Genomic DNA, 26,547 nt, shown 5'->3' with positions numbered 1-26,547 from the left:
ACGCACCCCACTGCTCGAATGACCCTTCAGAAATCCCGGCCTCCCGGCTGCGCCGCACCGGGCGTGTGAGCACAGCCCGGTGGTGTCCTTCACCCAACTTCAGCCCTCGCCCCGAAGGCGCAGGCATTTCCCTGCTGGTGATTCATAACATCAGCCTGCCGCCAGGGCAGTTCGGTGGAGATGCCATAGAGCGGTTTTTCTGCAACCAGCTTGATGCGTCGGAGCATCCTTATTTCGAGACCATTGCTGCGATGAAAGTGTCTTCGCATTTACTGATTCTGCGTGATGGGTCAGCAGTGCAGTTTGTCAGCCTGTTGAACAGGGCCTGGCATGCGGGCCGCTCATGCTTTGAGGGTGAGCAGGAGTGCAACGACTTTTCCGTAGGGATTGAACTGGAAGGTACGGATGACATTCCCTATACCACCGCCCAGTATCGGACGTTGGCGGACCTGTCATGGAGGATTATGGCGGCCTGGCCGGAAATTACCCCGCAACGGATTACCGGCCACAGTGATATTGCGCCGGGCCGGAAAACCGACCCTGGTCCGGCATTCAACTGGTCTCGCTACCGGCAGATGTTGAATGCCGGGCCGGATACGGGGAGGAGTGGCTGATGGCGCTGGTAGTCTTTCTGCTTGCATACCTGACAAGACGCAAGCTCGATGCGGCAAATGCCTGGTCCGGGGATTCACTGTGGCGTGCTGCCTTCCGGGCCAGCAGCAAAATGTCAGCCGGAAATGGCGCCGGGAAGTGGAAAGGGCTACTCGTGATCGCCGTGCCGGCAGTAGTGCTTGCGGTTGGTGTCGGGTATCTGGACAAGCTTGGCTGGAGAATGGCGGCCTACCCGCTGGAATTCGTGTTGCTGGTAACGCTGATGGGGGCGCCTGGCTGGCGATCACCACTGGAAGCCTACAGTACGTCCTGGGCCAGAGGCGATATGCAGGCTGCCTGGCATCATATCAAGGACAACCTTCCCCCTCGGGACAGAGGTGCGGCTGCCTCTCCGGATGAGATGCATCTGCTACTGTCACGCACGCTGATGGCCCATGTCTTCGAGCGATTCTTCCTGGTTGCTTTCTGGTATGTGGTTGCTGGTCCGGCAGCTGCCTTTTTCGCACGAGGCATCATTGCGTTGCGGGACCACTGGCCACAGACGGCAGCACGGCCCGACTTTGCCGCGTTGGCAGAAGTACTCAACTGGTTGCCGGCTCGCCTGTTGGCGTTTACCTTCGGCGTGGCCGGAGATCTTGCAGGCTGGATGAGCGAGGGGAAACGGGTTCTGGCCGGTATAACGCTAAAAACGGATCAGGTGCTGATGGCAGCGGCAAATAGCGCATTGACAGGCTATGCGCTGGACCCGGGACGATTTTCACAGATTCACCCCGATGAGTGGCCCGGCTATGGCCGCCGTAGCCTGGATGCGATCCGGGGCCTGCTGAACCGCAGTATGCTGGTATGGATCTGTCTGTTGGCGCTGCTGGTGATTGCCGGCGTGGTATAGAGTTGATGTTTTTTAACAAAAATTACATTTTTTCGCCGAGCAACACTCAAGTTTGTAGTACTTTAGTCGACAAAATAAAAGATAGAATCCATTTTCATTTTTTCGGCGCCTTGTGTGGGAGTGTACGTGAACCAGCTTATCAAGCCTGCTGTGTCGTTGATGAACCGGCTGCCAATGTTCTACAAATTCAGCCTGATCAGCGTTCTGTTCCTGCTGCCTATTGTTGCCCTGTCGTGGCTGGTGATCAGTGAACTGAACCGGTCGGTGGAAACCATGACTCGCGGTGTTGAAGGCCTTGAGCAACTGGAGAAGGTCGATGCGCTTCTCGAAGCGTCCCTGGAATACCGTGATTTCCGGGCCCCCGGCAAAATCAAGGACAACAGCGAGCTGCTTTCCAGATCTGATGCCGCGGCTGAGAGAATTGGCCTCCGGCTGGAAGAACTGGCTGGTGCGAATGCCCGCTTCGATACATCCGGTAACTGGGCAGAGCAGATTGCGCTGCTGCGGGAAGAGTGGCAGCGGCTGAAGTCGGCTGATAGCTATCAGGGCAATATTGACCCCCAGTTCAAGTACTATCAGGAGTTTGTCCAGAAAGTCCGTGCCATGCTTTCCGCCACTATCGAGATTTCCGGCCTGGGCCAGGATGCGTCGAGGGAGAATCTGCTGTTGCTCGGGCTTGTGCGCGAGGCTCTTCCGGATGCCGAAAACATTATCGGGCGGGCCCGTTCCTTCGGGATCCATGCCTTGCTGGAAGGGCAGGTGGGCTACGGCCTCAGTGATTCGCTGAATGAAATCTACGACGCGCTCACCAATCGTTCATCTCTTCTTGGCCCTTCACTTTCCGTTGCGATCGATACCTCGCCGGATCTGGCGGAAAATAACGGTAACGCTGTCAAGGGTATTGAGGGCAGTCTGATTACTATTCGGAACGAGCTTGATGCCAATGTCATCACTCCCATGCGCCTGGAATTGCCATGGCAGGATTTTAACCGCACGATCGAGAATCAGCTCGTTTATTATGATGCCTTTACGGCGGGCATTTTCGATGTGGTCAGGGATAACCTCAATGCACGGCTGGATGGCGAGGTTCAGCAGCGGCAGTTCATTATTGTTGCTCTTGTTGTTGTACTGCTGGTGGTGGTGTATCTGTACGTCGGCTTCTTCATGTCGGTGCGCACGGCTATCAACCGGTTCAGCCAGGCGGCCCGTAATGTGGCTGCGGGTGATATGACAGCCCACATCGAGCTGGATAACCGGGATGAACTGGGTGAGCTGACCACGGAGTTCAACAGCATGACGGACCGGATCGCGGAGCTGATCCGGTCCGTCAGCAGTACGACATCGGATGTGGATCGCCAGGCAAGCCGGGTCAATGACACGGCCGCCGCCAACAGCGAGGCGGTCGCCCGGCAGATGGAGGAGTCCGGCCAGATCAACGAAGCCATGAGCCAGATGGTGGAAGCTGTTAATGAAGTGACAGAAAGCGCCCACAGGGTTTCCGACAGTGCCAGCACGGCAGAAGAAGATACCGAGAAGGGACGCGAGGTGGTGTCTGATACTGTTGAGACCATCAACCGTCTGGCGACCGAGATTTCGGGTGCGGTTGAGGTTATCAACCGGGTGAATGCCGACAGCGACAACATCAGTCAGGTGCTGGTGGAAATCAAGGCGATTGCCGAGCAGACAAACCTGTTGGCCCTGAACGCGGCCATCGAAGCAGCCCGTGCTGGCGAACAGGGACGTGGGTTTGCCGTGGTTGCAGACGAGGTGCGGTCATTGTCCCAGCGCACTCATAAGTCCACAGAAGAAATAGAAGGCATGATTTCCCGCCTGCAAAGCGGCGTGAAAGACGCGGTAGCAGCCATGACAAACAGTCATGAGGTGACGGAAACCACGGTCAGGAAATCCTCTGAAGTTACTGAGGCGCTGGATCGGATTGCCCGGGGGATATCGACGATCGTGGATATGAGTCACCAGATTGCCCAGGCTGCAGAAGAGCAGTCGGCGGTTGCGAAAAATGTGAATACCAATGTTGAGCAGATCAGCGTGCTGGGCCAGAAAACGGCGGACAATGCCGAAGAGACTCTGGCCTCCTCACGGGAGATGTCGCAACTGACAGCCTCGCTGCAACGGCTGGTGGACGCTTTCCGGGTCTGAGGCGACAGGGCCTCTGAACCGGAGGCCCGGATCAAAAAGGCGATTGCCGGTCAGGATGCTCCCGGCTTGTTCTGATTGCCTGGCCTCCCGGCTTCTGGATCAGCCGACAGTTGCTGTACCCGTTCTGTCAGCATTTGATTCACCGGCACTTCAATGCCATGGGCCTGTCCGCGGCGTGCAACGTAGCCATTAATGAAGTCAATCTCCGTGGTCCGGCCCTTTTGTCGGTCGCTCAGCATGGACGAAGTGTTATTTGCCGTGCTTTGTGCCACGGTTTCAATGCGCTCGCGGATCATGGCAGGCGTCAGTGGCCGGCCGCCCTCCGCTTCGAGCACCGCCGCGATTTCCGCGCACAGGTCGTCTATACGCTCCAGGTAGAACCGGCTGTTCAGAATGTCGCCATTGCGGCAGTTGAGAATGGCGGTAAAGGCGTTGATGCCGGCATTCACTATCAGCTTGTCCCAAAGCCTCTGGCGTATATCGGGTTCCGCATGGACTTTCAGCCCGCTCGCGGCGAGGGCCTGCACTACCGGCTTCACGAACGGTCTTGCCCTGTCTGTGAGAGCACCAACCCGGGTTTCTCCCCTGCCGGCGTGGACCGTCTGGCCTTGCTGCGGACGATTGGCGCCTTCGGTGGTGCTGGCGGCAAGGATGGGCCGGCGTGGCCACCGCTCCGCAACAGCCTGTTGGCTCCCCATACCGTTCTGGAACAGCACAATGGGTGTGTCGCAGGGCAGTTCGGGTAGTCGGGATTCAAGGGCGCCCAGAGTATCGCCGGCTTTGGTCGTGACCAGCAGCACAGAGGGCTGTTCTGACGAGCTGGTCAGCCATGGGATGGATACAGATGCGGCAGAGCCATCGAATCGCTGAAGTCTGTAGCTTAGTGAGTCTGCGCCAGACACATCAGCGGAGCCATGGCGGGGTACAAAGGCCACCTTGCCGGCGGACAGGTACCCGGCCCACAATCGGCCGAGGGAGCCTGCCCCCAGAATGGCAATAAGACCGGTCCCGGGTAACTGTTGGTTCTCCTCGCGCCCGCTCATGAGGTTACATGGCCTCGATGGCAGCCCGCTGTTCAATCAGCCGGTTCATGCTGCCGCGAGCATCACGGAGCTTGTCCTTTTCTTTTTCCACTACTTCGGCCGGAGCTTTGGCGGTGAATTTTTCATTGCCGAGCTTGCCTGCCAGTCGATCCACTTCTTTCTGCAGCCGTTCAAGCTCCTTGTCCAGGCGTTTGAGTTCCGCGTCCTTGTCGATCAGGCCGGCCATGGGGACCAGTACTTCCATCTCGCCGACCAGTTGGGTGGCAGACATGGGAGCTTCGCCCCCAGTGAACCATTCCACACTTTCCAGCTTGGCCAGTGATGCCAGAAATTGCCGGTTTTGGTCCAGTCGGCGTTTGTCTTCCGGGTCTTTTCCGCGGAGTAACACCGGAATGGACCTGGCGGGGGAAATGTTCATCTCGCCACGGATATTGCGTACCGCGACAATCACGCCTTTCAGCCACTCGATATCGGCGGCGACAGCCGTATCCTGCTTGGTTTCATCCGGACTGGGGAAGGGCTGCAGCATGATGCTGTCACCGCTCTTGCCGGCCAGCGGCGCGATACGCTGCCAGATTTCCTCGGTAATGAAGGGCATGATCGGGTGCGCCAGGCGCAGAACTGCCTCGAGAACACGAACCAGCGTACGGCGGGTGCCACGCTTCGCCTCAACGCTGGCATTGTCGTCGTTCAGCACCGGCTTTGAAAGCTCCAGATACCAGTCGCAGTATTCGTTCCAGATGAACTCGTACAGGGCATAGGCCGCCAGGTCGAAGCGATACTGGTCCAGGTAACGGATCACGTCCTGTTCACAGGCCTGCAGCTCGCTGATGATCCAGCGGTCCGCCAGTGACAGCGCCACCGGCTCGCCGTTTACGCCGCAATCCTCGCCTTCGGTGTTCATCAGCACGTAACGGGCGGCATTCCACAGCTTGTTGCAGAAGTTCCGGTAACCTTCCAGGCGCTTCATGTCCCAGTTGATGTCACGGCCGGTGGTGGCCATGGCTGCCAGGGTGAAGCGAAGGGCGTCGGTGCCGTGGGCGGTGATGCCTTCCGGGAATTCTTTCTTTGTGCGTCTGGCTATTTTTTCAGCCAGCCTGGGCTGCATCAGGTTGCCGGTGCGCTTTTCCAGCAACTCATCCAGCCCGATGCCGTCGATCATGTCCAGCGGGTCGATCACATTGCCCTTGGACTTGGACATCTTGTCGCCGTGCTCGTCCCGGATCAGGCCGGTCACGTAGACGGTCTCGAACGGTACCTGTGGGGTGCCGTCCTCGTTCTTCATGAAGTGCATGGTCATCATGATCATCCGGGCAACCCAGAAGAAGATGATGTCGAAGCCGGTGACCAGCACATCGGTGGGGTGAAAGGTTTTCAGGCGCTCGGTAATTTCCGGCCATCCCAGGGTACCGAAGGTCCACAGGGCAGAGCTGAACCAGGTGTCCAGTACATCCTCGTCCTGGCTCAGCGCCACGTCAGCGGCCAGGTTGTGCTTGTGGCGAACTTCATCTTCGCTGCGGCCGACATAGATGTTGCCTGCGGCGTCGTACCAGGCGGGAATACGGTGACCCCACCACAGTTGGCGGGAAATACACCAGTCCTGGATATCGCGCATCCAGGAAAAGTACATGTTCTCGTACTGTTTCGGTACAAACCGGATACGTCCGTCTTCCACGGCTTCAATGGCAGGCTTTGCCAGGGTCTTGGCATCGGCAAACCACTGATCCGTCAGCATGGGCTCGATAATCAGGCCGGAACGGTCACCGCGGGGCACGTTCAATACGTGGTCTTCCACTTCCTCAACCAGGCCTTCTGCGTCCATGTCCGCCACGATCTGTTTGCGGGCGTCCTCACGGGCCAGTCCGCTGTAGGCGACAGGCAGGCTGCCGTCCACCTCTGTGTTCTCGCTGCCATCGGGGTTGACCACTTCGGCGACATCGCGGATGCAGGCATCCTGGGTCAGCACGTTGATCATTACCAGGTTGTTGCGCTTACCCACGGCATAGTCGTTGAAGTCATGGGCAGGAGTGATTTTTACGCAGCCGCTGCCTTTTTCCGGGTCGGCGTGGGTATCGGCAACGATGGGAATCCGGCGACCTACCAGAGGCAGATCCACAAACTTGCCGATAAGGTGCTGATAACGTTCATCCTCCGGGTGTACCGCCACGGCGGTATCACCCAGCATGGTTTCCGGGCGGGTGGTGGCGACCACCAGGTGATCCTTGCCGTCCCGGGTCTTTTCGCCGTCGGCCAGAGGGTAGCGCAGATGCCAGAAAAAACCCTTTTCTTCCTTGTTCTCCACTTCCAGATCGGAGATGGCGGTATGCAGTTTCGGGTCCCAGTTGACCAGACGCTTGCCACGATAGACCAGGCCTTCGTCATAGAGACGGATAAAGACTTCCTGTACCGCCCTGTAGAAGCCGTCATCCATGGTAAAGCGTTCGTGGTCCCAGTCCACGGAGTTACCCAGGCGGCGCATCTGGTCGGTGATGGTGCCACCGGAGTGCTCTTTCCAGTCCCAGATGCGTTTGATGAATTCTTCCCGGCCCAGGTCGTAGCGGGTCTTGCCTTCTTCGGCCGCCAGTTTGCGTTCAACCACCATTTGCGTGGCGATACCGGCGTGGTCGCTGCCTACCTGCCAGAGGGTATTGCGGCCCTGCATGCGTTTGAAACGGGTGAGCGTGTCCATGATGGTGTGCTGGAACGCATGGCCCATGTGCAGGCTGCCGGTGACGTTGGGCGGGGGGATGGCGATGCTGAATGATTCGCCTTCGCCGGAGGGGCGGAAGTACCCTCTGGATTCCCAGTTTTCGTACCACTGGCGTTCGATTTTTTCTGGCTGGTAGGTTTTTTCCATGGGTTTCTGCTGGTGACCGTTTGGTTGATTCACAAGGGAAATTTGAGACCGTCGATTATACATGGTCCGTCGGTTCGCGGCGAACCAGAGACAGACCTTGCGCCCTTTGAGAGATACCCGCCTGGCCTGCAAGAGTGGGGTGGTGGTATTTATTTCCCGCCAGGAAAAGGTGTCTGAGCGCAGCGAGTTCTTTTCCCAAGGGAAATAAATACCACCACCGCGCTCCTCCGCCAAACGAGAAGTCCTACAAAAGGCTCAAAATCTCACCGCTTCCTCTGATCATGCACCCGAGGCTCAATCCCCAACGCCCGCAACTGCTTGAAATGCGACCGCGCCTGCCCCAGCACCGCCTCATCATTATGAGCCACCAGCGCCAACCGTTTAAACCGGTCCGCTTCTGCCGGCAACGTGTCCGAGAGGATGATCACGGTATCCCAGTCCTCTGCCACCGGCGGGCAAAGCAATATCCCGACGGGATCGGTACAGGTAGTGGCGGAGTCGGGGACGATGCTATGGGGGATAAAGGCGTCCGGGCTGAAGTTCCAGAGCAGGTCGTCCAGTTCCCGGGCGTGCTGCATGGTGTCGCAGACGATGCCCACGCGATCTCCCTGCTGTCGGGCCTTGAACACCAGTTTGGCGGTGTGAAGATTGCGGGCAGCAGGGGTGTTCTGGGTGAGGATGTGGAACCAGTAGGACTGGTTCCTTTCATTCCGGACGCCGGGGTTACTTTCCGGCATGGGACATCAGGTAATCGACCAGCAAGGGTACCGGGCGACCGGTGGAGCCTTTCGCCTTGCCGGAATTCCAGGCGGTGCCGGCGATATCCAGGTGTGCCCAGCGATAGTCCTTGGCGAAGCGCGACAGGAAACACGCTGCGGTGATGGTGCCGGCCGGGCGGCCGCCGATGTTCTGCATGTCGGCGAAGTTGCTGTCGAGCTGGCTCTGGTATTCGTCCCACAGGGGCAGGCGCCAGGCGCGATCGCCGGCGCGTTCACCGGCTGCCAGCAGGTCGTTGGCCAGGTCGTCGTTGTTGCTCAGCAGGCCGGTGGCGTGACTGCCCAGGGCGATGATGCAGGCGCCGGTGAGGGTGGCCATGTCGACAACCACTTCCGGGTCGAATTTCTTGACGTAGGTGAGCGCATCGCACAGCACCAGGCGGCCTTCGGCATCGGTGTTGAGGATTTCGATGGTCTGGCCGGACATGGAGGTGACGATATCGCCCGGGCGGGTCGCAGTGCCACTGGGCATGTTTTCGGCAGCGGCGATAACGGCAACCACGTTGATTTTCGGCCTGGTTTCGGCAATGGTTTTCATGGCACCGAACACAGCGGCAGCACCACCCATGTCATACTTCATTTCATCCATGCCTTCGCCGGGCTTGAGGCTGATGCCGCCGGTATCGAAGGTGATGCCTTTACCCACAAGCACGTAAGGCTTGTCCTTCTCCTTGCCGCCACGGTATTCCATAACAATCAGCTTGGCGGGCTGGGCGCTGCCGGCAGACACGGAAAGCAGGCTGTGCATGCCCAGCTTCTTCATCTGTTTCTCATCGAGCACTTCGGTCTTGATGACGTCGTTGGCTTTCGCCAGCTGTTCGGCGTGTTCGGCGAGCCAGGTAGGATGGCAGACGTTCGGCGGTGTATTGCCGAGGTCACGAGTAAAGTTCATGCCGCGACCGGTGGCCAGGCCCAGGTTAAACGCGTCTTTTAACGACTCGCCCGTGCCGGAGGCGGCAACGGTGACTTTTGCCAGTTTGCGGTCTGAGGGCTTCTCGCTCTTGAACTCGCTGAATCGGTAGAACTGTTCTTCCAGAGTGCGCCCAAGGAGGTTCAGACGTGCAGCTTCGGAGCTGGTGGCGTCATCGCCGGTCACCAGCGTGTCGCCCAGGCCAATCAGGACGTGTTTGGAGGGGCCATCCTTGATCTGGTTCGCCATGGCAACAAGGGCCTTGCGATAGTTTGCGGGGGTGCGGTCCTTGTCTGCACCGGTGCCGACCACCAACAGGCGTGACCAGGGTTGTCCGTCCAGAGGCACTAGCAGGGTGGTTGCGTTTTTACCGGTAGCATCCCCGTTTTTATGCAGGGCCTTGATCAGTCCGCCCAGGGCTTCGTTTGCCTGTGTGGTGGAGGCAGGCCAGTCGCCTTTCTCCGGCAGGGCGACAACAAGGCAATCCGCTTTGGTGTCGGGAATGGGCTTACTGCTCAGGGTAAAATTCATGGCAACTCCCGTTGGTTATTCGGATGGAGGACAGTCCCGCACGGGTTTGCTGTCCGAATGCCTATAGCATTGGGGTTTGGGGCAAAATTATCAAGCGCTGACAGCTTGTTAACCCTGTGGTCTGTCATTCGGTGCCAAGGTTACTTAGAATACGGCGAATCCAGATTTCCACCGACTCCGGTCGCATCCGGCTCTGAGAGACCGAATTGAGCATCGTTTTCCGATACCTTACCCGTCAGGTGATTGTCAGCATGCTTGCCGTTTCCGGCATTTTGCTGATGGTGTTCATGAGCGGCCGGTTTATCAAGTATCTGGCGGATGCCGCCGCCGGCGAACTGGCCGGAGATGTGCTGTTCCAGATCATGGCCTACCGTTTCCCCGGTTTCCTGGAACTGATCCTTCCATTGGGTTTTTTCATCGGCATTCTGCTGGCTTACGGGCGGATGTACCTGGAAAGCGAAATGACGGTGCTGTTTGCCTGCGGCGTCAGCGAAAAGCAGCTGCTGGGCAAGACCCTGATCGGCAGCATCCCGGTGATTCTGACCGTGGGGGCCATGAGCCTGTATGTGTCCCCGTGGGGCATGAAGCAGGTGGAGGCCATTTTCAATGAGCAACGTCAGGCGACGGAATTTGAAATGCTGGCACCGGGACGCTTCCAGTCGCTGTCATCAGGTGAGCGTGTTACCTACACGGAAGGATTGAGTGACGACAAGCGCCGCCTTGAGGGCGTTTTCATTGCCGAGTACAACCGCAATGGCAAGGGCCTGTCGATTATTACCGCCAGGGAAGGCTCCCAGCTGATTGATGAAGACACCGGCAGCCGGTTCCTGGTGCTCGAGGAGGGAGCCCGCTTCGAGGGTATCCCCGGTAATCTCGATTACGATGTGACCGGCTTCGATGCCTATGGGCTGAAAATCCGCGGCGGTGATGCCCGGCAAAAGGAGCTGGAAGAGGGGCTGAGTACCTGGGATTTGATGGCGTCGGATGACCCGGGACACCGCGCCATGCTGCACTGGCGCTTTACCCTGCCGCTGATCGTGCCGATTGTCACTTTGCTGGCGGTTCGGCTCAGCCGTGTGAATCCGCGCCAGGGGCGCTTCTTTCATCTGCTTCCGGCGATGCTGGTCTATATCACCTACCTCGGTCTTCTCATCGTGGCCCGGGATGCTCTTGAAAGCGGGAAGGTTCCGGAATGGATCGGCCTGCTCTGGGTTCACGCTATCTTTCTGCTGCTCGGGCTATGGCTGCTGTTCGGTCCCGCCTGGCTGAACCGGCGGCGACTGACTCGGGAGGGTCGTGCCCGTGCGTAAGATCGACCGTTATGTGATGAATACGGTAGGTGGCGCCATTTTCCTGGTGATGCTGGTGGTGCTGTCCCTGGACCTGATTTTTGCATTCATCGCCGAGCTGGATGACGCCAGAAACGATTATCAGATGCTGCAGGCTTTGTTCTATGTGCTGATGACTTTGCCTCGCCGCATCTACGACTATCTGCCTCTCGGCGCTTTCATGGGATGCCTGGTCGGGCTCGGCGCCATGGCAAGCTCTTCCGAACTGACGGTTATTCGTGCTGCCGGGGTATCCCTTAAGCGTATTGTCTGGTCTGCCATGAAGCCGGCGCTGGTGGTGGTGTTGATCGGCGTGTTGATTGGTGAATACGTTGCGCCTCCGGCAGAGCGCATGGCCCAGAGCCGGAAAGCAATTGCCCAGGGCGCGGGAGAAAACGTCGCATCTGCCTCGGGCATCTGGCACCGGGAAGGTGAGGTGTTCATGCACCTGAATGCCGTTCAGCCCAATGGGGTGCTGCACGGCATATCGCTGTTCCGTTTTGATGATGAGCGCTGGCTGGTGTCCGTGACCTTTGCTGAAAGAGCCATCTATCAGGGCGACGACTGGTTGCTGAAAAATGTCACCACAACCAATCTGAGTGAGGATGGGAACACGCAGAAAAAATACCGGGCGCTGCGCTGGAAGACAGGCCTGTCCCCCGATGTGCTCAGTGTTCTGATTGTAAAGCCGGAGGACCTGTCCATCTCGGGCCTTTATACCTACGCCAGCTACCTGGGTGAGCAGGGGTTGAACGCCGCCAATTACTGGCTGGCATTCTGGAAGAAAGTTCTGATGCCGCTGGGCACTGCGGTTATGGTGCTGGTGGCGATCTCCTTTGTTTTCGGGCCGCTCAGGTCTGTGACCATGGGATTTCGGGTGTTTACCGGCCTGATCGTAGGGCTGCTTTTCAAGTACATGCAGGACCTGCTGGGGCCGATGAGCGTTGTGTTTGGCTTCAATCCGGTGGTTGCGATCCTGTTGCCAATAGCCATCAGTGCCGTGGTTGGTACCGTACTGATGAGAAGGGCCGGCTAGTTATTTCACGGACTCTTTGGGCACCGAGGCAACGATGCTGCCGGAGGCACGGTCCGTCAGCGAAAGCCCGTTGATAGGGTAGAACAGCGCGATAATCGCCGGAATGGTTACAAACAGGGTAGCGGCATTCAGGTAATAGGCGCCCAGCAGGGCAACGAACAGAATCGCGGCGGCGGCCACATAGCGTTTCAGTGCCTGCGTCCAGGACACGGATGTGCCATCCAGGTTTTCAATCCGAATACGCCATACCTGCATCCCCAGCGTCTGACCGGTTCTGGTCCAGAAATAGCCGAAGAACAGGTATAAAGTCAGGAACAGCACAAACGTGAGTATCGGATCTGCCTCCAGGGTGCCGGCTTCCGCCATTTCCTCATACCTGTCCCAGCCGGTAATCCAGCCTGCTACGAGTGTGTACGCCCAGGTGGTCACCAGCAGCACCGCAACACTGATCAGTGCATCATAAATCACGGCCATGAGCCGCTTGATGAAAGGAGCGGGGGGTAACAATTCCTCAGAGGAATGAAAGCGGCGCGGCATGGCGTCTCCTGTGATGTTTCACGTTTTTCCTGTTCTCGGCGTGTGCTAGAGTAGCGGATTTGCAAACGCATGTAAGTATGTGTCTTTAAACATGGACCCAAACGGGTTTATAGAAGGGTATCAAAGGGCTATGAAAACCGCAGAGTTGCGACAGGCATTTCTCGACTACTTTCACCAGCAGGGCCATACCATCGTGCCAAGCAGCTCGTTGGTGCCAGCTGATGACCCGACCCTGCTGTTCACGAACGCGGGAATGAACCAGTTCAAGGACGTGTTTCTGGGCCGGGAAGAACGCGACTATACCCGTGCAACGACGTCGCAGAAATGCGTTCGGGCGGGCGGCAAGCACAACGACCTGGAAAACGTGGGCTACACCGCGCGCCATCACACCTTTTTCGAGATGCTGGGCAACTTCAGCTTCGGTGACTACTTCAAGCGCGAAGCCATCAACTTTGCCTGGACCTTCCTGACTGGCGGTGACTGGCTGAACCTGCCGAAAGAAAAACTGTGGGTGACCGTTTATGCCGCTGATGACGAAGCTTTTGATATCTGGAACCAGGAAATCGGCGTTCCTGCAGACCGGATTGTGCGCATTGGCGACAACAAGGGCGCGCCCTATGCCTCTGACAACTTCTGGCAGATGGGCGATACCGGCCCCTGCGGCCCCTGTACCGAGATTTTTTATGACCACGGCCCTGACGTTGAAGGTGGGCCCCCGGGCAGCCCGGAAGAGGACGGTGACCGTTACATAGAAATCTGGAATGTGGTGTTCATGCAGTATAACCGCCAGGCGAACGGTGACATGCTGCCTCTGCCCAAGCCGTCGGTCGATACAGGCATGGGGCTTGAGCGCATTACCGCCGTAATGCAGGGCGTTCACAGCAATTATGAAATCGACCTGATGCAGGATCTGCTCAATGCAGCTTCTGACATTCTGGGTGGTGTGGACACTACGGAAGCTTCTTTGAGAGTCGTGGCAGACCACATTCGCTCCTGCGCCTTCCTGATTGCCGACGGGGTGATGCCATCCAACGAAGGTCGTGGCTTCGTGCTGCGCCGGATTATTCGCCGGGCCGCGCGCCATGGCAACAAGCTGGGCGCAACCCAGGCATTTTTCTACAAGCTGACCGGTGCCCTGGTTGAGCTGATGGGTGATGCCTATCCGCAACTGGTCAGCAGTCGCAAACAGATCGAAAGGGTGCTGCTGCAGGAAGAGGAACAGTTCGCCAAGACCCTGGACAAGGGGTTGCGCCTGCTGGAGCAGGATATTGCCGAGCTCAAAGGTTCGGAGATTCCGGGTGAGACCATCTTTACCCTGTATGACACCTACGGTTTCCCGGTTGATCTGACCAATGACATTGCCCGTGAGCGGGGCCTGGCCCTGGATTATGAAGGCTATGACAAAGCGATGGAGCTTCAGCGCGAGCGTGCCCGTGCCGCCAGCAAGTTTGGTATGGATTACAACGCCGCCGGCCTGGACATTGAAGGTTCCACGGAGTTTACCGGGTACGAGCATATAGACGGCCACGAAACCATTCGCACCGTCATTGTCGATGGCAACGAGAAAAACGCGCAGGCGGGTGACGAAGCGGTGGTGGTGCTGGAGCGCACGCCATTTTATGCGGAATCCGGTGGCCAGGTGGGAGATACCGGCCTGCTGACATGGAGCGGCGGCCGCTTCATGGTCACCGATACCCGCAAGGAAGGCAGCAATCACCTTCACATCGGCACGGTGATGGAAGGCGAGCTGTTCCCGGGACTGGAAGTGGATGCCCGCATTGATCACGATCGCCGCGAGCGGACCAGGAAAAACCACTCGGCAACGCATCTGATGCATGCCGCGCTCCGCAAGGTGTTGGGCGAGCATGTTACCCAGAAAGGCTCGCTGGTGGATCCGGACAAGCTGCGATTCGACTTCTCCCATTTTGAGCCGGTTACACCGGAACAGTTGCGGGAGATCGAGCACCAGGTCAATCAGCAGATCCTGGATAACACACCGGTACAGACCGAGATCACCGATATGGAGCAGGCCCGGGCGAAGGGTGCCATGGCGCTGTTCGGCGAAAAGTACGGTGATACCGTCAGAGTGCTGAGCATGGGTTCGGACGATTATTCTGTGGAGCTCTGTGGTGGTACTCATGTGGCACGGACCGGTGATATCGGCCTGTTCCGCATCACCTCGGAAAGCGGTATTTCCTCCGGCGTTCGCCGCATTGAGGCGGTGACCGGTTTTGGTGCCCTGGAGTGGGTCGAGCAAACCGAGCAGACACTGCGTGAGGCGATAAAGCTGGTGAAAGGTTCCCGTGAGTCGCTGGTGGAGAAAATTCAGCAAACCCTGGATCGTAACCGGCAGCTCGAAAAAGAGCTCAGTGCTCTGCAGGCAAAACTGGCGAGCTCCGCCGGAACCGACCTGGCTGGTTCTGCCGTGGAGGTTGGCGGGTTGAAAGTGGTTGCTTCGGAAATGCAGGGTGCAGATCGCAAGGCGCTGATGGAAACCGCTGATCAGCTCAAAAACAAGCTGGGCGAGGGCGTTGTGGTGCTGGCCAGCGTTGAAGACGGCAAAGTGACACTGGTGGCGGGTGTGACCAAGTCTGCCACCGGCAGGATCAAGGCTGGTGACCTGATGAAGCACCTGGCGGCCCAGGTCGATGGTAAGGGCGGTGGTCGTCCGGATATGGCCCAGGGTGGAGGTAATGATCCTTCGAAGCTGGCGGATGCACTCGCCGGCGTTCCAGCCTGGGTCGAGAAAAATATTGCATAGGTGACTGTTTCGGCAGCGGGCAGGCGTTTATAATTCCGCCCGTTTTGTCGTCTGAGGCGGGCTTCGTCCTGTCGTTTGTCCACGTTTGGTATCGGGAAAATAATGGCGCTCTTGGTTCAGAAATTTGGTGGTACATCCGTAGGCACCACCGGACGGATTGAAGCGGTTGCTGAGAAAGTCAGTCGCTTTCGCAGGGAAGGCCATGACGTGGTAGTTGTGGTGTCAGCCATGAGTGGCGAGACCAACCGTCTGATTGGCCTTGCCCATGAGATTATGGAAGAGCCCACGCCGCGGGAAATGGACGTGCTGGTCTCCACCGGTGAGCAGGTAACCATCGCGCTGCTTTCCATGGCCCTGCAGAAGCGTGGCTGCGATGCGCGTTCCTATACCGGTTCCCAGGTGCGGATCCTGACTGACAGCAGCCACACCAAGGCGCGCATCAGGCAGATTGACGAGCAGCGCATGAGGGAAGACCTGGATGCCGGCCGGGTGGTTGTGGTTGCAGGCTTTCAGGGCATTGATGAGAATGGCAGCATCACCACCCTGGGCCGGGGCGGATCGGATACCACAGCTGTTGCCCTCGCCGCCGCGTTGAAGGCCGATGAATGCCAGATCTACACTGATGTGGATGGGGTCTATACCACTGACCCACGGGTGGTCGACAGTGCCCGCAGGCTTGAGCGGATCACCTTTGAAGAAATGATCGAGATGGCCAGTCTGGGCTCGAAGGTACTTCAGATTCGCGCGGTGGAATTCGCAGGTAAATATAATGTTCCTTTAAGGGTTCTTTCCAGCTTCCAGGAAGGCGAAGGCACCCTGATTACTCTCGAGGATGAAAACGCCATGGAACAACCGGTCGTTTCCGGAATAGCCTTTAACCGTGATGAAGCCAAGCTGACGATCGCTGGTGTACCCGATACACCCGGCAGTGCCTTGCGTATTCTGCAGCCGGTCAGTGATGCCAACATCGAAGTAGACATGATTGTTCAGAACGTGGGTGCGGACAATCGCACGGATTTCACCTTTACTGTGCACCGCAACGACTTCAAGCGCGCCCAGGCTGTTCTCCAGAAAGTATCGGATGAACTCGGTGCGCGTGAAGTCAGTGGTGACAGCAAGATTGCCAAGGTAAGTATTGTGGGTGTGGGCATGCGTTCCCACGCCGGTGTTGCAACCAAAATGTTTGCAGCACTGTCCAACGAGGGTATCAACATTCTGATGATATCCACCTCAGAGATAAAAATTTCTGTGGTGATTGATGAAAAATATCTTGAGCTGGCGGTTCGCGCACTTCATAGTGCGTTCGAACTCGATAAGCCAGGAGTGGAGGAGGCCTGATATTTTGGCGGGCGTGTAGCATTGTTCGCCTCGGCTTTCCGTAAAAAAGGGAATCATTTGCAGGCTTCTGTCTCCATGTGTGCGTATAAGCCACTACGCGTCTTTTGATTGATAAGTGATCCCACTATAAAAGTAAGTAGTATACATTTGTCGGAACAGGTAGCTCTGGATAAGGGAGTAAGGAACATGTTGATTTTGACCCGTCGTGTTGGCGAAACCCTGATGGTCGGTGATGACATCACCGTAACCGTGCTTGGGGTAAAGGGTAATCAGGTAAGAATCGGTGTAAATGCCCCGAAGGAAGTGGCGGTGCACCGTGAAGAAATCTATCAGCGTATTCAGAGCGAGAAAGACTCTGAAGAGCCGGAACCTGGCAATAGCTGAGGGTGAAGAAAGCCGTTCGAGGGGAACCCGGACGGTTTTTTTGTACCAGGGATGGCGTGGTCTGAAAAAACTTGTGTCAACCCTATGAAATCAGAAAAATTATGGTAGTATACGCCCCGTTCTCAAGGAGAGGTGGGTGAGTGGCTGAAACCAGCTCCCTGCTAAGGAGCCGTACGAGCAATCGTACCGAGGGTTCGAATCCCTCCCTCTCCGCCATTTCTTTCCGGAGGTATTCGGAGACAAAAGAGAACGGATCAGAGCTGAAGTAAGAGTTTTTGGATGCGCGGCTGTAGCTCAGCTGGATAGAGTACCTGGCTACGAACCAGGCGGTCGGAGGTTCGAATCCTCCCAGCCGCGCCACTTATTAAGCATGCACTCTCGTGCACCCGGAATCAGAGGCTTGCTCGCAAGTCAGACGGGATTCACAGTTTCAAGCGGCTGTAGCTCAGCTGGATAGAGTACCTGGCTACGAACCAGGCGGTCGGAGGTTCGAATCCTCCCAGCCGCGCCATATCAAGATCAGAACGCCTCAGCTTGTGCATCTCACAGGTTGAGGCGTTTTGCTATGTATAGCTGGGAGGATTTGAACCGAAAGAGGTTCGACCGAAGCGCACGAAGTGTGCTGAGGAACGCCGGAGCATAGCGACGGCGGCCCGAAGGGTGAGGGCCGCAGGCCCGAATAATCCTCCCAGCCGCGCCAATTCAAGACCAATGCGCCTCAGTTTGTGAACCCCACAGACTGAGGCGTTTTGCTCTCCGTCAATTCCCCGATGATCGCCATTTGCATAACTCTCGTCCTCCATCCTATCCTTCAGGGTGAAAGCAATTTATTTGGCCAGGCGGCACCAGCCGCACGGAGAACGGATGGCCTGTAAAACCGGAAAGGGAGCAAAAATATGAGCGGTAAAGATGGTGATGTAGCTGAACGCGGTCGTGGTGACAGGCTCATCAAGGAAGAAAATCATGACCCGTATATGACCGGGAGCAAGCCCAAAGAGCCGGCCGCATGCCCGGAGTGTGGGGCTGTTTTTCACAAAGGACGCTGGCAATGGCCCGAAGAGCAGGTTGGTGAGGCCAATGATGTGATGTGCCCCGCCTGTGAGCGAATCCGGGATGATATTCCTGCTGGTGTCCTGACACTCTCCGGCGGTTTTCTTTTGGCGCACAGGAAGGAAATCATGAACCTTATTGAGAATAAGGTCGAGGAAGAAAAGGCTCAGCATCCCATGAAGCGGATGATGGGTGTCGAGGATGGCCCGGAAGGAGGATTGATCGTCAAATTCACCGACCGGCACCTGCCCCGGGGAACCGGCGAAGCCATTGAGAGCGCCTACGATGGCGAGTTGGACATCCAGTACGTCAAGGAAGCGGGTCTGGTCCGGGTCTACTGGAACCGGGACGAGTGAAGGCCAGCCCGGCCCCTGTTGCGGTTTAGGGGCCGGCGCCGTTACAACCTGAAGCGGGAAACGAGGTCCTGGAGCTCGCTGCCAAGCCTTGCCAGTTCGTTGCTTGAGGTGGCCGTCTGATTGGAAGAGGCCGCGGACTGGTCAGTCACGTCCCGGATGCGGGTAATATTCTGGCTGATTTCTTCTGCGACCGATGTCTGTTGTTCTGCTGCGGTGGCAATCTGATTGTTGTACTGCTTGCTGTCTTCAACAGCTCTGGCGATACGCTCTATGGTTTTACCCGTTGCTGTTGCCCGCTCCAGTGTATTGGAAGCCATGGTGGTACTGGAGCCCATTGCGGAAACTGAATTGCCCGCGCTGTTCTGGAGGGTGGTTACCAGCGTTTCGATTTCCTGGGCAGATGTCTGGGTGCGCTGAGCCAGGGAGCGAACCTCATCAGCAACCACCGCGAACCCCCGCCCTTGCTCACCGGCACGCGCGGCCTCAATGGCTGCATTTAATGCCAGCAGGTTGGTTTGATCGGCAACGGATTTGATAACATCCAGGACCGTACCGATGTTTGCTGTTTCCTTTTGCAGGCCCTCAATTGTTTCCATGCTCTGGCTGACTTCTCTGGCGAGCCTGTTGACCTGATCTACGGTTTCTCTTACCTCACGCTCACCATCGGTTGCCTGGTTGGCAGCATCCGTTGCCACTTCCAGGGCCTGCTCTGCGTTTTTTGCAATTTCCGCGACGGTCGCGGTCATCTCATTCATGGCAGTCGCAACCTGATCCGTTTCCTGTTTTTGACGATTAATGCCATCGCTGGTCTGATGGGTTACGGTGGAAAGCTCCTCGGCTGAAGTCGCGATATTGGAAGCGCCGGAGTCTATGCTTCTGACCAGTTCCCGCAGGTTCGTCACCATGGTTGCGAGTGCGGCCATCAGGCGACCGATTTCATTGGTCCCGGTAGCTTTTATATCAACAGTCAGGTTGCCGGATGCGACTTCTGAAGCAGCGTCAACGGCCTGCCTGATCGGGGAGACAATGGCGCGGGTAATCAGATAAGCCATCAGTAAGCCAAGCACCACAGCAATACCTGTGGTACCGAAGATGAGGGCGGAGGCCTGCTCACCATCGGTCGCCATTTTATCGGACTGGCGTGTCCGGAGTCGGTCTGCGGAGGTGATGGCACTCTTGGCGGTGCTGACCATTTCGTCGGATAAGCGCTGTTCCGAGCCGGTCAGCGTAACAACGGCCTGGAAATTTTCGACGTAGGTGTCGAGAGCCTCGTTGATCCGGGCCTTTTCGTCGGCGGTAATACTGGCGGATTTCAACGGGGCCTGGATCCTTTTGGCGTCGTCAAGGAATGCCTTTACGCTGGCCTCGTCGTTCTCGATAAGAAACTTTCGCTCGGACCGGCGCATATCCTCGAACATTGCCGAGGCAAAAAACAGCGAGCTATGGGCCTTGAGGGAAGATCCCAGGATCCGGGCGCTGGTTTCAAGGCGGTTGGCAGCCTCTTCCCGGTCACTGATGTTCTCCTCCACTTTCCCCATCAGTCGCTGATACTGTTTTACGTCAGCCTGGATGCTGCCCAGAGTGTCGATATCCTCGTTATTGGCCAGCAAGGGTCGGATGTCGTTGGTTAATTCGAGAACGCGATCTCCTTGGGCGCGGGTCTTTGCAACAGCGTTGGCTTCGCCTGTCAGAAGGAAGTTCTTTTCTTCCACGCGCGCTTCGGTAAGGCCGGTACTTACCTGGCCAAGCATGGCAACGATGTTTGACCTCTGGCTATATCTGTCCAGGGCCCGGTCACCAACGACGCCCACCACAATGGTCAGTAACAGCAGGATGGAAAACCCACCCGCCAGTCTGGCGCGTATGGTCATGTTGGTGAAAAGCTCTGGAACGCGCATTGATGGTTTTTCCTCGGATGTGGGATTTGCCGACCCTGCCTTTGGACCTACGGAGTCGGCCCGAAAGCCGGGCGGCTTTCCCGGTACGCCCCGAAGAGTAAAGGTGGATTTTATCTGACTTATATTAAGTCGGTTTACGGCTGCGTATTCCAGAACTTTACAGTTACAGTTGATTGCCGGATGTTTTTAACGTGATACGGAATGATTGACCTCCAGGCCTGAACCCTATCGGAAGCAGGCCGTTTGTCTACCACATCAGATCATCAGGAATCTCATAACCGGCATAGGGATCATCTTCTCCGGCATCGTCTTTTTTGCGGTCATGAAGGACAACCACGGCATTCTCATCGCGCTCCATAATCTTTCTGGCAACGCCTTCAGCCACGATCTCGTAACTGTCGTTGACATAGACGATAGCCAGCCGACCACGTGAGAGCTGGTCCACCATGGCGTCGTCCACAAGGACCTTCTTGATCTTCTTGTCATGGACAAACTGGTAGGAAGTTTCCCCCCGGGACCGGTCAAGACGGTTGGTCTCCACCAGTTGACGGATCTGGGCCAGCACGGCCTTTTTCTCCGCTTCTTTCTGGCGCCGGAGGTTCAGTTGCCGGTCCCGCTCCGCCTTTTCTTCCCTTGCCTGGCGGGCGTTGATCTCGGCCTCGTTGACTTCAACAGCACCTTTGGGCTGCTGCTTGCGCTTTTTATGTTTTTCATTGCGAATGGCCTTGGCCTTTTTCTCATCGGCCAGGCCGGTCTTTAACAGCTGATCCTGTAGTGATGGCATGCAATGCTCCGTGGCGGTTTGCTATTTCTGGTAAACTGGTCCCAGTATACGCCCGGAACGCTCCCGGTCGAACCCACCCCTTATCGCTATCTCCAGGAATTTTTATGCCGTCATTCAGCCAGCTGGGTCTTTCCCGGCCAATGCTCGAGAACCTGTCGAGGCTTGGCTTTGAAAATCCGACACCCATCCAGATCGGTGCCTTGCCTCATGCGCTTGAGGGCAAGGACCTGATCGCCATGGCCCAGACCGGCAGTGGCAAGACAGCTGCCTTCGGTATCCCGCTGGTGGAAAAGCTGCATCCGCGCAGGTTTGTGGTTCAGGCGCTGGTGCTCTGTCCGACGCGGGAGCTGGCGGACCAGGTGGCCAAATCCCTGCGAGAACTGGCCGTGGCCCGGGATAACGTGAAAATCCTGTCGTTGTGCGGCGGTGTTTCCATTGGCCCGCAGATCGGCTCGCTCAGCCACGGCGCCCACATTGTGGTGGGAACGCCGGGGCGGATTCAGGACCATTTGCGCAAGGCGACGTTAAAGCTGGACCAGCTTGAGACTCTGGTTCTGGATGAGGCCGACCGCATGCTGGATATGGGATTTCAGGAGGCGGTGGAAGATATTATCAGCCAGGCGCCGACAAAAAGGCAGACTTTGATGTTTTCTGCCACCTGGCCGGACAATATCCGCAAACTCAGTGAGCAGTACCAGCACAACCCGGTGGATGTGAGAATCGATAGCCAGGCTGTTGAATCGGACATCAGTGAGCGATTCTATGAGATTGCACCGGGGCAGCAGGTTCAGGCTCTGGCGGCATTGCTGTCATTGCACCAGCCCGCTTCCTGTCTTGCTTTCTGTACCAGGAAGCAGCAGTGCGACGAAGTAGCCAGCGAACTGAATGGCCTGGGGTTTGCGGCTTTGCCTCTGCATGGCGATCTGGAGCAGCGGGATCGCGACAGCGTTCTGGTTCGCTTTGGCAACCAGAGCTGTTCCGTGCTTGTGGCGACTGATGTTGCAGCGAGGGGCCTGGATATCAAATCCCTGCCGTTAGTGGTGAATGTGGAGCCGGCAAGGGATCCGGAAGTGCATACCCATCGTGTCGGACGCACCGGGCGGGCAGGTGAACAGGGCCTGGCAGTGACCTTCTGCACGCCGTCCCAGGCCCACAAGATCAACCGGCTGGAGGCGGAACGCAGGCAGGCGGTGGAGTGGGGCAATACTGCAGACCTGCTGGCCACGCCTTTGAAGCCGATTGATCCGGCAATGAAAACCCTGTGCATTGCCGGGGGCCGCAAAGACAAGGTCAGGCCCGGCGATGTCCTGGGGGCGCTTACCGGTGAAGCCGGACTTCCCGGCACGGTGGTCGGCAAGATTGATCTCTTCGATTTCCAGTGTTTTGTTGCCGTTGAGAAAGCTTCAGCGGCCACGGCCCTGAAAAGGCTTGAGCAAGGCCGCATAAAAGGTCGGAAAATGCGCGTGCGTTATGCATGAATGAGAATCGATTTTACCTGCCCGCGTCCCTTCAATAGGGACCGGAGCGCTCGGAAACCACCTATTGAAACCTGCAATTAGGTTGCTCAGTGGGTCGGAAAACGGTAAATTACGCGGGATTTTGTCCTCCGGATTGTCCGCGTTGTGGGTGTGATCCGCTGAATGCCCGGCAAATCGGGAAAATCAATAACTCAATACAGGTAGCTATTCGTTATGAATGAGCTGATGTCACAAGCCATTGATCTGATGGTCGCAGGCATGGGGTTTGTATTCGCATTCCTGGTCATACTGGTGTTTGCAACCCTGCTCATGTCAAAACTGGTCCTCAGGTTCGGCCCGGCTGAACCAGAACCTGCTGTTCCGGCCCGTAATTCACGTGCAAAGCCCTCAGCGCCTTCGCCAGTTGATCCTGACACCGCTGAAGCGATTAAAAAAGCGATTGCACAATACCGGTCACGCCACAAGAAGTGACCTGGCAGACAGATTAGAACCTTTAAACAGAAGGCTGACACGATGACTGACACAAAGAAACCTCTGGGGATTACGGACGTTATTCTCCGTGACGCCCACCAGTCCCTGCTGGCTACCCGCATGCGGCTTGATGATATGCTGGCCATAGCGGAGAAGCTGGACAAAGTAGGCTTCTGGTCTCTGGAATCATGGGGTGGTGCTACCTTTGACTCCTGCATTCGCTATCTGGGTGAGGATCCATGGGAGCGCATTCGGGAACTCAAAAAGGCCATGCCCAACACGCCGCAGCAAATGCTTCTGCGGGGCCAGAATCTGCTGGGCTACCGGCACTATGCGGATGATGTGGTAGAGCGTTTTGTTGATCGTGCCGCTGAAAACGGTGTTGACGTGTTCCGGATCTTTGACGCGATGAACGATCCGCGTAACCTGGAAACCGCCATCAAGGCCGTGCGCAAAACAGGCAAGCATGCCCAGGGCACCATTGCCTACACTACCAGCCCGGTCCACACCATCGAGATGTGGGTTGACCTGGCCAAAGAAGTTGCCTCCATGGGTGCCGATTCCATTGCCATCAAGGATATGGCGGGTATTCTCAAGCCCTATGTTGCTTTCGATCTGGTTAGCCGTCTGAAGAAAGAGCTGGACATCCCGATCCACATGCAATGCCATGCAACAACCGGCATGTCTACCGCAACCGCCATCAAGGCGGCTGAGGCCGGTATCGATAACGTGGATACCGCCATCTCCTCAATGAGCATGACCTACGGCCACTCGCCGACCGAAGCCGTGGTTGCGATTCTGGAAGGCACCGAGCGTGACACCGGTCTCGATCTCAACCTGCTTGAAGAGATCGCCAGTTATTTCCGTGAAGTCCGCAAGAAGTATGGCAGGTTCGAAGGCAGTCTCAGAGGTACCGATTCCCGTATCCTGATTGCCCAGGTTCCGGGTGGCATGCTGACCAATATGGAAAACCAGCTGAGAGAGCAGAACGCCAGTGACAAGTTCGACGAAGTACTGGCCGAAATCCCCAAGGTGCGTGAAGATCTGGGTTATATCCCGCTGGTAACACCGACCTCGCAAATTGTAGGCACCCAGGCAGTACTGAACGTGCTGACCGGTGAGCGTTACAAGTCCATCTCCAAGGAAACCTCTGCCATTCTCAAAGGCGAGTACGGTGCTGCACCGGCACCAATGAACAAGGAATTGCAGGAGCGTGTTCTGGAAGGGAAAGAGCCAGTTACCTGTCGGCCTGCGGATCTGATTGAGCCGGAAATGGACAAGCTGACCGACGAGCTCAGGGAGATCGCAAAAGAGAAAGACATCAAGCTGGCCGATCAGGAAGTGGACGACGTCCTCACATACGCGCTGTTCCCGCAGATTGGTCTCAAGTTTCTCGAGAACCGTGGCAATCCGGACGCGTTCGAGCCGGTACCAACCAAAGATGACGCAGCTGCGGCATCGGCGCCGGCCAAGAAGGGCGCTCCGGAAACCTATACCGTGGAAGTTAACGGCAAGAAGTATGTGGTTGCCGTCAACGAGGGTGGTGAGATCAGCCAGATCGAAGGCAAGGACGGTTCCGGTGCATCGGCACCTGCCGCTTCCTCGCCTGCGCCAGCTCCTGCGGGCGGTGGCGAGCCGGTTCCGGCACCTCTGGGTGGCAACATCTTCAAGGTGCTGGTTTCTCCCGGTGACGTCGTTGAAGAAGGCGATGTGATGATTATCCTCGAAGCCATGAAAATGGAAACCGAGGTGCGCGCACCCAAGGCCGGTACCATCGGCGAAGTTTTCATCAAGGTCGGTGATGCCGTTTCCGTTGATGATGAAATGCTGACAATCGCATAAGGGCCAGCATTCCATGGATAAATTAATGACGTTGTGGACAGGCAGTGGCCTGTTCAATATAGAGCCCGGACAGGTGGTGATGATCCTCATCGGCCTCGGGCTTTTGTACCTTGCGGTTCGCAAGAAGTTCGAGCCCTTGCTGCTGGTGCCGATTGGTTTCGGTGGCATTCTGGCGAACATTCCGGAGGCGGGGCTTGCCCTGTCTGCGGCGGAAAATGCTATTCACTTTGCCAGGCCCCAGGCTATGGCTGCGCTGGCGAGTGTTCTGGACGTCTCCTATCAGGCCGGACAGGCGGTAACGCCGGAGGTCAAGGAGGCTTTCAAGGCTGCCTATAAGGATGCAAGTTACGCTTCCATAAGCGTGGCCAACGCGGTTGCCCAGGATAATGGCTATAACAACGGAATGCTTTACAATTTCTACACCGTTGTTATCGGCAGCACCATCGGGCCACTGCTGATTTTCATGGGTGTGGGCGCGATGACGGACTTCGGCCCGCTGCTGGCAAACCCGAAGACACTGCTGCTCGGCGCGGCGGCCCAGTTTGGTATCTTTGGTACCGTATTGGGCGCCGCACTGCTGGACTGGCTGGGTATCCTTGAGTTTACCATCCTGGAAGCGGCCGCCATTGGTATTATCGGTGGTGCAGACGGCCCCACTTCTATCTATGTGTCCAGCGTACTGGCGCCGCACCTGATTGGTGCAATCGCAGTGTCAGCCTACGCCTACATGGCGCTGGTGCCGATGATTCAGCCCCCGATCATGAAGGCGCTGACGTCGCAGAAAGAGCGGGCCATCAAAATGACTCAACTGCGTCCGGTGACGAAGAAAGAGAAAATTGTCTTTCCGATCGTTGTGCTGGTTGCGGTTGCGCTGTTCCTGCCGGATGCGGCTCCGCTGCTGGGTATGTTCTGCTTCGGTAATCTGATGCGCGAGTGTGGTGTGGTCGAGCGTTTGAGCGACACCGCCCAGAATTCGCTGATCAACATCGTAACCATCTTCCTGGGCCTGTCGGTTGGCTCCAAGCTGATGGCTGACAGCTTCCTTGACGCCCAGACCCTGGGCATCCTTGGCCTGGGCATTGTGGCCTTCGGTGTGGGTACGGCCTGTGGTGTTCTGATGGCAAAACTGATGAACGCCTTCGTAAAGGAGCCCATCAATCCGCTGATCGGCTCTGCAGGTGTATCCGCGGTGCCGATGGCGGCACGGGTGTCCAACAAGGTTGGTCTTGAAGCCAATCCGCATAACTTCCTGCTGATGCACGCCATGGGCCCGAACGTGGCAGGTGTTATCGGCTCTGCGGTTGCGGCCGGTGTGATGATCAAGCTGTTGGGCTGATTGTTTCCCCGTAGTATCGAAAACCCCGCAAAAGCGGGGTTTTCTTTTGTGCGCCCGGCACGGGCGCACTCCTGGAGGTGCAAGTCCTCCCATAAGCTGGCCACAGCGAATGAAGTGAAGCGCAACTGCGGAAGGGCGACCGACCGTGGGGAGGAAGCGTGGAACGTAAACCG

At 57.1% G+C, this 26,547-nt stretch carries 20 protein-coding genes, 3 tRNA genes and 1 other RNA gene; 17 read left to right on the top strand and 7 right to left on the bottom strand.

Annotated features, from left to right (window positions below):
* The first annotated feature begins 32 nt into the window (after positions 1-32).
* The 3 genes from ampD to DIT72_RS17420 all read left to right on the top strand — a co-directional run bounded on the left by ampD (position 33) and on the right by DIT72_RS17420 (position 3,658).
* Positions 33-614, top strand: coding sequence for a 1,6-anhydro-N-acetylmuramyl-L-alanine amidase AmpD (gene ampD / locus DIT72_RS17430; RefSeq protein ID WP_169450045.1), 582 nt, complete (start codon positions 33-35; stop codon positions 612-614).
* Positions 614-1,501: a regulatory signaling modulator protein AmpE gene (ampE, locus tag DIT72_RS17425; RefSeq protein WP_135956512.1), complete on the top strand. Its 888-nt coding sequence runs from the start codon at positions 614-616 to the stop codon at positions 1,499-1,501. Before ampD ends, ampE begins: the two co-directional genes overlap by 1 nt.
* Before the next feature lie 126 nt (positions 1,502-1,627).
* Positions 1,628-3,658 carry a methyl-accepting chemotaxis protein gene (locus DIT72_RS17420; RefSeq protein WP_135956511.1) on the top strand — a complete coding sequence of 677 codons (2,031 nt, stop codon included), beginning with the start codon at positions 1,628-1,630 and terminating at the stop codon, positions 3,656-3,658.
* Between the two features lie 50 nt (positions 3,659-3,708).
* Here the strand turns inward: DIT72_RS17420 and DIT72_RS17415 are convergent, their stop codons facing one another.
* The 4 genes from DIT72_RS17415 to DIT72_RS17400 all read right to left on the bottom strand — a co-directional run bounded on the left by DIT72_RS17415 (position 3,709) and on the right by DIT72_RS17400 (position 9,775).
* Positions 3,709-4,701 carry a ketopantoate reductase family protein gene (locus DIT72_RS17415; RefSeq protein WP_135956510.1) on the bottom strand — a complete coding sequence of 331 codons (993 nt, stop codon included), beginning with the start codon at positions 4,699-4,701 and terminating at the stop codon, positions 3,709-3,711.
* A gap of 4 nt (positions 4,702-4,705) precedes the next feature.
* Positions 4,706-7,558 carry a valine--tRNA ligase gene (locus DIT72_RS17410; protein WP_135956509.1) on the bottom strand — a complete coding sequence of 951 codons (2,853 nt, stop codon included), beginning with the start codon at positions 7,556-7,558 and terminating at the stop codon, positions 4,706-4,708.
* Between the two features lie 263 nt (positions 7,559-7,821).
* The gene (locus DIT72_RS17405) at positions 7,822-8,295 is read right to left on the bottom strand and encodes a DNA polymerase III subunit chi (RefSeq protein WP_135956508.1); all 474 of its coding nucleotides are present in this window, start codon (positions 8,293-8,295) and stop codon (positions 7,822-7,824) included.
* Positions 8,282-9,775, bottom strand: a complete 1,494-nt coding sequence (locus DIT72_RS17400; RefSeq protein ID WP_135956507.1) for a leucyl aminopeptidase — start codon at positions 9,773-9,775, stop codon at positions 8,282-8,284. Before DIT72_RS17400 ends, DIT72_RS17405 begins: the two co-directional genes overlap by 14 nt.
* A 206-nt stretch (positions 9,776-9,981) precedes the next feature.
* Here DIT72_RS17400 and lptF point away from each other — a divergent pair, with 206 nt between their 5' ends.
* Positions 9,982-11,085 (top strand): LPS export ABC transporter permease LptF, encoded by a 1,104-nt coding sequence (gene lptF / locus DIT72_RS17395; protein WP_135956506.1) that lies wholly within the window; start codon positions 9,982-9,984, stop codon positions 11,083-11,085.
* On the top strand, positions 11,078-12,139 hold the full coding sequence (lptG, locus tag DIT72_RS17390; protein ID WP_135956505.1) for an LPS export ABC transporter permease LptG: 1,062 nt from the start codon (positions 11,078-11,080) through the stop codon (positions 12,137-12,139). Before lptF ends, lptG begins: the two co-directional genes overlap by 8 nt.
* Here lptG and DIT72_RS17385 read toward each other — a convergent pair whose 3' ends face one another.
* Positions 12,140-12,676: an RDD family protein gene (locus tag DIT72_RS17385; protein WP_135956504.1), complete on the bottom strand. Its 537-nt coding sequence runs from the start codon at positions 12,674-12,676 to the stop codon at positions 12,140-12,142. It abuts the gene before it with no gap.
* A gap of 130 nt (positions 12,677-12,806) precedes the next feature.
* Between DIT72_RS17385 and alaS the strand changes: the two genes are divergently transcribed.
* The 8 genes from alaS to DIT72_RS17345 all read left to right on the top strand — a co-directional run bounded on the left by alaS (position 12,807) and on the right by DIT72_RS17345 (position 18,565).
* Entirely contained in the window at positions 12,807-15,437 is a 2,631-nt protein-coding gene (alaS, locus tag DIT72_RS17380) for an alanine--tRNA ligase (protein WP_135956503.1), read from the top strand.
* Positions 15,438-15,539: 102 nt separating this feature from the next.
* Positions 15,540-16,775, top strand: coding sequence for an aspartate kinase (locus tag DIT72_RS17375; protein ID WP_135956502.1), 1,236 nt, complete (start codon positions 15,540-15,542; stop codon positions 16,773-16,775).
* A gap of 186 nt (positions 16,776-16,961) precedes the next feature.
* Positions 16,962-17,159: a carbon storage regulator CsrA gene (csrA, locus tag DIT72_RS17370; RefSeq protein WP_135956501.1), complete on the top strand. Its 198-nt coding sequence runs from the start codon at positions 16,962-16,964 to the stop codon at positions 17,157-17,159.
* 126 nt (positions 17,160-17,285) lie between these two features.
* Positions 17,286-17,375 (top strand) — tRNA-Ser (locus DIT72_RS17365).
* 67 nt (positions 17,376-17,442) lie between these two features.
* Positions 17,443-17,519, top strand: a tRNA-Arg gene (locus tag DIT72_RS17360).
* A gap of 74 nt (positions 17,520-17,593) precedes the next feature.
* A tRNA-Arg gene (locus tag DIT72_RS17355) sits at positions 17,594-17,670 on the top strand.
* Positions 17,671-17,719: 49 nt separating this feature from the next.
* A non-coding RNA gene (locus DIT72_RS17350) (RtT sRNA) lies at positions 17,720-17,859 on the top strand.
* 196 nt (positions 17,860-18,055) lie between these two features.
* The gene (locus DIT72_RS17345; RefSeq protein ID WP_135956500.1) at positions 18,056-18,565 is read left to right on the top strand and encodes a BCAM0308 family protein; all 510 of its coding nucleotides are present in this window, start codon (positions 18,056-18,058) and stop codon (positions 18,563-18,565) included.
* 41 nt (positions 18,566-18,606) lie between these two features.
* On the opposite strand, the gene DIT72_RS17340 is transcribed toward DIT72_RS17345, so the two are convergent.
* Together DIT72_RS17340 and DIT72_RS17335 are read right to left on the bottom strand one after the other, a co-directional pair.
* Entirely contained in the window at positions 18,607-20,463 is a 1,857-nt protein-coding gene (locus DIT72_RS17340) for a HAMP domain-containing methyl-accepting chemotaxis protein (RefSeq protein WP_135956499.1), read from the bottom strand.
* 247 nt (positions 20,464-20,710) lie between these two features.
* Complete coding sequence (locus DIT72_RS17335) at positions 20,711-21,247, bottom strand: DUF2058 domain-containing protein (protein WP_135956498.1); 537 nt, start codon at positions 21,245-21,247, stop codon at positions 20,711-20,713.
* 104 nt (positions 21,248-21,351) lie between these two features.
* Between DIT72_RS17335 and dbpA the strand changes: the two genes are divergently transcribed.
* The 4 genes from dbpA to DIT72_RS17315 all read left to right on the top strand — a co-directional run bounded on the left by dbpA (position 21,352) and on the right by DIT72_RS17315 (position 26,374).
* Positions 21,352-22,725, top strand: coding sequence for an ATP-dependent RNA helicase DbpA (gene dbpA / locus DIT72_RS17330; RefSeq protein WP_135956497.1), 1,374 nt, complete (start codon positions 21,352-21,354; stop codon positions 22,723-22,725).
* A gap of 213 nt (positions 22,726-22,938) precedes the next feature.
* The gene (locus tag DIT72_RS17325; RefSeq protein WP_135956496.1) at positions 22,939-23,196 is read left to right on the top strand and encodes an OadG family protein; all 258 of its coding nucleotides are present in this window, start codon (positions 22,939-22,941) and stop codon (positions 23,194-23,196) included.
* A 42-nt stretch (positions 23,197-23,238) separates the two neighbouring features.
* Complete coding sequence (oadA, locus tag DIT72_RS17320) at positions 23,239-25,038, top strand: sodium-extruding oxaloacetate decarboxylase subunit alpha (protein WP_135956495.1); 1,800 nt, start codon at positions 23,239-23,241, stop codon at positions 25,036-25,038.
* A gap of 13 nt (positions 25,039-25,051) precedes the next feature.
* Complete coding sequence (locus DIT72_RS17315) at positions 25,052-26,374, top strand: sodium ion-translocating decarboxylase subunit beta (protein WP_135956494.1); 1,323 nt, start codon at positions 25,052-25,054, stop codon at positions 26,372-26,374.
* Positions 26,375-26,547 lie beyond the last annotated feature (173 nt).

This window comes from Marinobacter orientalis (assembly GCF_004792665.1).
GTDB classification, from domain to species: Bacteria; Pseudomonadota; Gammaproteobacteria; order Pseudomonadales; family Oleiphilaceae; genus Marinobacter; species Marinobacter orientalis.
The sequence above is the reverse complement of the archived record's forward strand: the minus strand, read 5'-3'. Positions and strand labels throughout refer to the sequence as shown.

Bases quoted from the DNA above. Each gene is read 5' to 3' on its own strand.
- ampE (WP_135956512.1), top strand. From the start codon at position 614: ATGGCGCTGGTAGTCTTTCTGCTTGCATACCTGACAAGACGCAAGCTC.
- DIT72_RS17415 (WP_135956510.1), bottom strand. From the start codon at position 4,701: ATGAGCGGGCGCGAGGAGAACCAACAGTTACCCGGGACCGGTCTTATT.
- DIT72_RS17410 (WP_135956509.1), bottom strand. From the start codon at position 7,558: ATGGAAAAAACCTACCAGCCAGAAAAAATCGAACGCCAGTGGTACGAA.
- DIT72_RS17405 (WP_135956508.1), bottom strand. From the start codon at position 8,295: ATGCCGGAAAGTAACCCCGGCGTCCGGAATGAAAGGAACCAGTCCTAC.
- DIT72_RS17400 (WP_135956507.1), bottom strand. From the start codon at position 9,775: ATGAATTTTACCCTGAGCAGTAAGCCCATTCCCGACACCAAAGCGGAT.
- DIT72_RS17385 (WP_135956504.1), bottom strand. From the start codon at position 12,676: ATGCCGCGCCGCTTTCATTCCTCTGAGGAATTGTTACCCCCCGCTCCT.
- alaS (WP_135956503.1), top strand. From the start codon at position 12,807: ATGAAAACCGCAGAGTTGCGACAGGCATTTCTCGACTACTTTCACCAG.
- DIT72_RS17375 (WP_135956502.1), top strand. From the start codon at position 15,540: ATGGCGCTCTTGGTTCAGAAATTTGGTGGTACATCCGTAGGCACCACC.
- csrA (WP_135956501.1), top strand. From the start codon at position 16,962: ATGTTGATTTTGACCCGTCGTGTTGGCGAAACCCTGATGGTCGGTGAT.
- DIT72_RS17345 (WP_135956500.1), top strand. From the start codon at position 18,056: ATGAGCGGTAAAGATGGTGATGTAGCTGAACGCGGTCGTGGTGACAGG.
- DIT72_RS17340 (WP_135956499.1), bottom strand. From the start codon at position 20,463: ATGCGCGTTCCAGAGCTTTTCACCAACATGACCATACGCGCCAGACTG.
- DIT72_RS17335 (WP_135956498.1), bottom strand. From the start codon at position 21,247: ATGCCATCACTACAGGATCAGCTGTTAAAGACCGGCCTGGCCGATGAG.
- dbpA (WP_135956497.1), top strand. From the start codon at position 21,352: ATGCCGTCATTCAGCCAGCTGGGTCTTTCCCGGCCAATGCTCGAGAAC.
- DIT72_RS17325 (WP_135956496.1), top strand. From the start codon at position 22,939: ATGAATGAGCTGATGTCACAAGCCATTGATCTGATGGTCGCAGGCATG.
- oadA (WP_135956495.1), top strand. From the start codon at position 23,239: ATGACTGACACAAAGAAACCTCTGGGGATTACGGACGTTATTCTCCGT.
- DIT72_RS17315 (WP_135956494.1), top strand. From the start codon at position 25,052: ATGGATAAATTAATGACGTTGTGGACAGGCAGTGGCCTGTTCAATATA.